This window comes from Anaerorhabdus sp. (genome assembly GCF_036637135.1).
In the GTDB taxonomy this organism is placed as follows: domain Bacteria; phylum Bacillota_I; class Bacilli_A; order Erysipelotrichales; family Erysipelotrichaceae; genus Anaerorhabdus.
The window spans coordinates 23698-30077 of the sequence record NZ_JAVWNC010000025.1 but is presented as its reverse complement, the minus strand read 5'-3'; the positions used below and the strand labels follow the sequence as shown (position 1 = coordinate 30077).

Annotated in this window: 6 protein-coding genes and 1 other RNA gene; 5 read left to right on the top strand and 2 right to left on the bottom strand. The window is 32.5% G+C overall.

The genetic code is table 11. From position 1 onward, the window contains the following. Window positions 1-84: 84 nt before the first annotated feature. Window positions 85-432, bottom strand: a transfer-messenger RNA (tmRNA) gene (ssrA, locus tag RR643_RS06300). Window positions 433-564: 132 nt separating this feature from the next. Between ssrA and RR643_RS06295 the strand changes: the two genes are divergently transcribed. Further along, window positions 565-1116, top strand: coding sequence for a LemA family protein (locus RR643_RS06295; RefSeq protein WP_332469805.1), 552 nt, complete (start codon window positions 565-567; stop codon window positions 1114-1116). 38 nt (window positions 1117-1154) lie between these two features. Further along, window positions 1155-3068, top strand: a complete 1914-nt coding sequence (locus RR643_RS06290) for a DUF2207 domain-containing protein (protein ID WP_332482707.1) — start codon at window positions 1155-1157, stop codon at window positions 3066-3068. A 182-nt stretch (window positions 3069-3250) separates the two neighbouring features. Here RR643_RS06290 and RR643_RS06285 read toward each other — a convergent pair whose 3' ends face one another. Continuing rightward, window positions 3251-3535 carry an HU family DNA-binding protein gene (locus RR643_RS06285; RefSeq protein WP_332469807.1) on the bottom strand — a complete coding sequence of 95 codons (285 nt, stop codon included), beginning with the start codon at window positions 3533-3535 and terminating at the stop codon, window positions 3251-3253. A 180-nt stretch (window positions 3536-3715) separates the two neighbouring features. Between RR643_RS06285 and hflX the strand changes: the two genes are divergently transcribed. The 3 genes from hflX (at window position 3716) to RR643_RS06270 (ending at window position 6371) form a co-directional block, all read left to right on the top strand. Beyond that, window positions 3716-4975, top strand: a complete 1260-nt coding sequence (gene hflX, locus RR643_RS06280; protein ID WP_332472519.1) for a GTPase HflX — start codon at window positions 3716-3718, stop codon at window positions 4973-4975. Further along, a complete protein-coding gene (locus RR643_RS06275) occupies window positions 4968-5462 on the top strand; it encodes an ECF transporter S component (protein WP_332469809.1) in 495 nt (164 codons plus the stop codon). Before hflX ends, RR643_RS06275 begins: the two co-directional genes overlap by 8 nt. 69 nt (window positions 5463-5531) lie before the next feature. After that, a complete protein-coding gene (locus tag RR643_RS06270; RefSeq protein ID WP_332469810.1) occupies window positions 5532-6371 on the top strand; it encodes an undecaprenyl-diphosphate phosphatase in 840 nt (279 codons plus the stop codon). The last annotated feature ends 9 nt before the right edge of the window (window positions 6372-6380 follow it).

Here is a 6380-nt window from a genome sequence, read left to right as displayed (position 1 = left end):
ATTATTTGTATGGTAATAATATAAATACAAAAATTCAAAAACTAATAAAATAAAAAAAGCCTAATACAAGGCTTTGTTTTAATTTGGTGGAGCTGAGGGGAGTCGAACCCCTGTCCAAGAGTAGTCCCACATTTGAACGTCTACAGTTTATCTCGCTATCAGTAAGACAATCAAGTGGAGCGAGCCAACAAAGATTGAATTTGCTTGTAAGTATTGTCGGGATCCACCACCAAGCAAGGCTTCACCTTATTCATTATGAATACGCTAATTTAAAACTAATGACAATTTTAAGCTAGGGATGCTGCGCCAGTATTTAGGCAATTAAGCAGCAAATGATAATCTGTTATTTCCAGTTATTTTTGTTTGGTGATTAGGTCACCACTCCACTGCAGTTCAAATCAAACTTAAACCTGTCGAAACCATGACAACCCCGTTATTTGGAGTAAGTATACTATATCTTAATTGAATAGCTTAGTCAATGAATTAACATGGTGACAAATCTTAAGAATAACTATAATTCATACCTAATTGTGCTATAATAAATAAGTAAAAGGAGAGAAAACTATGACTTGGATTATTATTGGTATTATTGTTGCGGTTATTCTTGTTTGGGCTATATCTTCATATAACTCATTTATTACTTGGAAAAATAAAGTTGAGGAAGCATTCTCGACAATGGATGTATATCTTAAGAAACGTTATGATATGATTCCAAATTTAGTTGAAACTGTTAAAGGTTATGCTAAACATGAAAGTGAAACACTTGAGGCTGTTATAAGCGCAAGAAATAAAGCGGCATCTGCTACTACTATTGAAGGTAAGATCGAAGCTGAAAAAGGTTTATCAGGAGTGTTGGGACGTTTGTTTGCATTAACGGAAAGTTATCCTGATTTAAAAGCAAATCAAAATTTCATTGAATTACAAACTCAAATCAAACAAATGGAAGAAGAGATTGCGAACTCAAGAAAATATTACAATGGAGTCGTTAAAGAATTTAATACACGTTGTGAAACATTCCCTAGTAATCTTGTTGCTTCAATTTTCGGATTTAAGAAACAACCTATGTTTGTTGTAACGGATGAAGTACAACGCGAAAATGTAAAAGTACAATTCTAAAATATCGCGAAAGCGGTATTTTAATTTTAGGAGGTAGTATGATTAAATTAAAAAAAATATTGATTGTCATATGTTCAATATTCTTTGTGGGGTTATTTGTTCAACCTGTATATGCTAAAGAAGGTTTTGATATAGATAATTATGATGTGAATATAGATGTAAAAGAAGATGGAACATATAGCATCACAGAGACATTAGATGTGCATTTTAATCAACGTCTTCATGGAATCTATTTGAATATGTCGACATTTTATAATGATGTTACTTGGAATGTTGATGGTGAAAAAGTTGTGAGGGATTATTTCTTTCCAATCAACAATATTGATGTATTGTCATATCATGATTATGAAACAGACTCATCGGATAATGGTGTTAGTATTCGTTTAGGTGATGGAGATTCATATGCAAATGAATATGAAACATATGCTGTTTCGTATGATGTTCATTCAAAGGATTTAGGAATAAATGGGATACAAACATTTTATTACAATATTATCTCAGATACATGGGATACGAATATCAATCATGTGAATTTCAAAGTGACAATGCCAAAGGAGTTTGATGAGAGTCAACTTTATTTCTATACAGATGGACAAGAAGTGAGTGATGCATTGTCATATACAGTAAATGGTAATGTGATTGAGGGTTCATATAATGGTGTGATATCGCGTGGTACTGCAATCACCATTAAATTGGATTTACCTGAAAATTATTTTGTATATCCAACGTTCACAAATTCGATTTTCTTAATCTTTGGATTTAGTATTGTGTTATTGGCGCTTGCGGTATTCTTATTCTTTAAATATGGAAAAGATAGCCAAGTAGTCAAGACAGTTGAGTTTACAGCTCCTAGGGGTGTTACAAGCGCTGGTGTGGGATATATCATTGATGGTTCAGTTGATAATCAAGATGTAGTATCCTTAATCTTTGATTGGGCAAACAAAGGGTACATTACAATAACAGAATTAAAAGATGATTTACAAATTACAAAAGTAAAAGATATAGATGATAATAGTCATTTCTATGAGAAAACATTCTTTCTAGGTATGTTTAAGAATAGAGATGTTGTGACAACAACAGAATTATCTGGTGACATATATGAAACGTTTATGAATACGAAGAGTTCAGTTAAGAATTATTTTGAGATGAAAAAGAATCGTATCTATACCTCAAATTCATTTGTACTAAGAACAATAGTTGGTTGTATTGCGGGATTACCAATCGCACTATATACAGCGTTAGCTATTTATTCTTACTTCTATAGTGCTTTAGGTGCATTCTTTGCACTTATAATTATTCTTATACTTACAACACTGGGATGTGTATTACAAAATATAGGTGTACAAAAATGGAATGCAGCAGGTGTAAGTAAATACGGGCTTGTAGTAGCGGGATTCATTCTTGTAGTGATGACAAGCTTAATCTCTTTTGGATTATATGCGGTCCTTGGATTGGATCATACAATGCTCTTCTTAATTAGTATATTAATTACAGTTGCGATTTGTATTATTTCTAATTTTATGTTGAAACGTACACCACAAGGATTAAAACTTTATGGACAAATATTAGGGTTAAAAGAATTTATATTAGTCGCTGAAAAAGATCGTTTAGATATGTTAGTTAGAAATGATCCACAATACTTCTACAACATATTACCTTATGCTTATGCACTAGGGCTAAGTGATGTTTGGAGTGAACACTTTAAAGATTTAGAAATACCTGCACCAACTTGGTATGTAGGTTCAACATATTATCCATTTATGCACTATCATATGATTCATACAATGACATCACATATGAGTTCAGTGCAACATCCTATTCCACCAGTTAGTGCTGGTGAGGGTCGAGGTGGTGGCTTCGGCGGTGGAGGATTTGGTGGAACTGGCGGCGGCTTCGGAGGCGGAGGATTCTCTGGCGGTGGATTTGGCGGTACATCAGGTGGTGGCTGGTAATTTACTTCATTAGTAATAAACTAAAAAGTAGAAACCAAATTGAGAGACATCAAAAAATTGGTAGTTGGAATATTGTAAAAACAAAGTGGTCTAGACTGAATAACTTAGACCACTTTTTCTATGCTCATTTGAAAGAAATAAAAGAAGTTGTAACGATGAATCATTACAACTTCTTTGTTAAATTATTTAACGATATCTTTTAATGTTTTAGATGCTTTGAATGCAGGAACTTTTGTAGCTTTAATTTTGATTTTTTCTTTTGTTAATGGATTGATTCCTGTACGAGCAGCTCTTTTCTTAACTGTGAATTTACCAAACCCATTAATGTCAACTGTTCCACCTTTTTTCAATGTTTTAGTCATTTGAGCAAAAAGGAAGTTAACAGCCTCAGTAGCGTCTTTCTTAGTAAGTCCAAGTTCCCCTGCAAGTTCTTCTGCGAATATTTTTTTTGTTTTTACATCTGCCATAATATAATATATCCTCCATGAATTAATTTTAGCACAATTCTAGGAAAGTAAAGCATAAAAATGACATAAAGTGCTTATTTTACTGGTTTTTTTAGTTTTTATGTCATTCCTTGCGATATAGTTAAAGTAGTTTTTGCGTATACTTCGTAGTATACTAAAAAATTGAATAGGAGAGCAACAATGGAAACAGTAATTTTAGTAGGAGTAAATACATTAAAAGTTCAAGAATCTTTTCAAGATCAGCTGGATGAATGTATTGGATTATGTCAAGCTTGTAATTACGATGTAGTTCAAGTTATTACGCAAAATATGGATTACACTGATCGCCAGACCTGTGTAGGTAGTGGAAAATTAGTAGAAATAAGTGAAATTACGCATCAACAAGATATAGACAAGGTCGTGTTTTTAAATCGTTTATCAGCATCACAAGTTAGTCATATAACGGAAGCATTAGAAACTGAAGTATTGGACCGTACAGGGATAATTTTGGAAATATTTGCGAAAAGAGCACGAACTAAAGAAGCGCAAATCCAAGTGGAAATGGCTACTTTACAATATGAATTACCTCGCTTGGCTTTGAGTGATACATCATCTGATCAACAACGTGGTGGTAGTGATGTAAAGAATAAAGGTAAAGGCGAAACGAAACTCGAATTGAATCGACGTGATATTGTAAGAAGAATAAGTCAATTGAAAAAAGAATTGAGTTCACTTGATACACAATCGCAAATTCAAAAACAACAACGACTTAAATCAAAGTTACCTATGATTGCGCTTGTTGGTTATACGAATGCCGGTAAATCATCATTAATGAATCGTATATTAAAAATTAATGATGCAAATGAAGACAAACAAGTAATGGAAAAAGACATGTTGTTTGCGACATTAGATACAAGTGTAAGAAAAGTTAACTTTGCTAGTAAGAAAGAATTCTTACTTTTTGATACGGTTGGATTTGTATCGAATTTACCAACAGAACTAATTGAAGCATTCAAGAGTACACTAGCAGCTGCTAAAGAAGCAACACTTTTATTGCATGTAATTGATTGTTCAAATGAACGTTACGAAGTGTTTGAAAAAGCAACTGAAGATACTTTGAAAAGAATTGAAGCTAATAATATTCCTGTTATCAAAGTGTATAACAAAGTTGATAATGCAATTGATAGAGACAAAACAGATGGAGTATATATTTCCTGTAAAACTGGAGAAGGGATATTGGAATTACTTCAAACAATTGAAGAAAAATTATATCCTAATGAAGTCACTGTAACTTGCTTAATTCCATATGATCAATTATCAATGATTCAAAACTTAAAACAAAATGCAACAATTGAGTTTTTAAGTGATGATGAACATGGTAAGATAGTTCGAGTAACATGTTCAAAAGATATTGCACAAAGTATAGAAGCATTTCAATTGGGGGAGAATGAAAATGAATAAAAATATTAAGGAAATTACATTAACAGGTTTAGCTGCAGCATTGGTATTTGTTACAACAATGTATATTAAAGTTCCAAATAGTCTGGGAGGTTACTTTAATTTAGGCGATTCAATGTTGATGTTGTTTAGTGCTGTACTTAATCCATTCTATGCATTTGTGGTAGGTGGTATTGGTAGTGCATTAGCTGATGTAATCGGAGGTTATGCACAATATGCAATTCCTACATTGATTATTAAAGGAACCGAGGCAGTATTTGTTTCTTATATGTTTATTAAATTTGGTAGTAAAGCAAAATGGATAGCTTATATTGGTGCTGCAGCAATCATGGTTACTGGGTATTTCCTAGTTGAATGGGGAATGTATGGTGATGCACTTGTTTCCTTATCTGCTGTACCTGCAAATATTATTCAAGGAATATCGGGGGCAGTGATTGCATTGGTTTTACTTAAAAAGGTAACTCAACTTACAGAAAACTATAGAAAATAAAGATTACAGAATTGTAAGAAGTAATGATGATGGATATGGTATAATATCCAAGTATGAAGAGGTGAGAGTATGTTCATATTTGAATTTATTAAGGCAATTATACTCGGTATCGTTCAAGGAATTACAGAATGGTTACCGATAAGTAGTACGGGACATATGATTCTCGTAAATGATTTTTTACCACTAACAGTCTATGCAGATCAAGTAATCAACAAAGAATTTGTTGATATGTTTATGGTGGTTATTCAGTTTGGTAGTATCTTAGCAGTTTTATTATTATATTTTTCAAAGTTAAATCCATTTAGTAAGAATAGAAAAAATCCAAACCATTTCCAAGATACAATTAACTTATGGATTAAGGTTGCAATTGCAGCTGTTCCTGCGGCAATCATTGGATTGTTATTTGATGATATGATTGATTCATATCTATACAACTCAGTTACAGTGGCGATTACTTTAATTATTTATGGGTTTGCATTCTTGTGGATTGAATCAAGAAAGAAACAAGATAAGATTTCAACTTTAGGACAAATTGATTATAAAACAGCAGCACTGATTGGTGTTTTCCAAGTGTTAGCATTAATACCTGGTACATCACGTAGTGGCGCAACAATTCTAGGTGCAGTGCTTTTGGGTTGTGCTCGTCCTGTTGCGGCAGAGTTTTCATTCTTTCTTGCTATACCAATGATGTTTGGTGCAAGTTTATTGAAATTAATCAAACTTAAAATGGCTTTAGATTTTACGGGTATATTAATTCTTTTAGTAGGGATGGTTACAGCGTTTATTGTATCTATCATCGCAATTAAAACATTTATGTCTTATATTCGTAAACATGACTTCAAAGTATTTGGTTATTATCGAATTATTCTAGGAGTTATTGTATTATTGTATTTCGCATTTTTAAGATAGTAGTTAGGA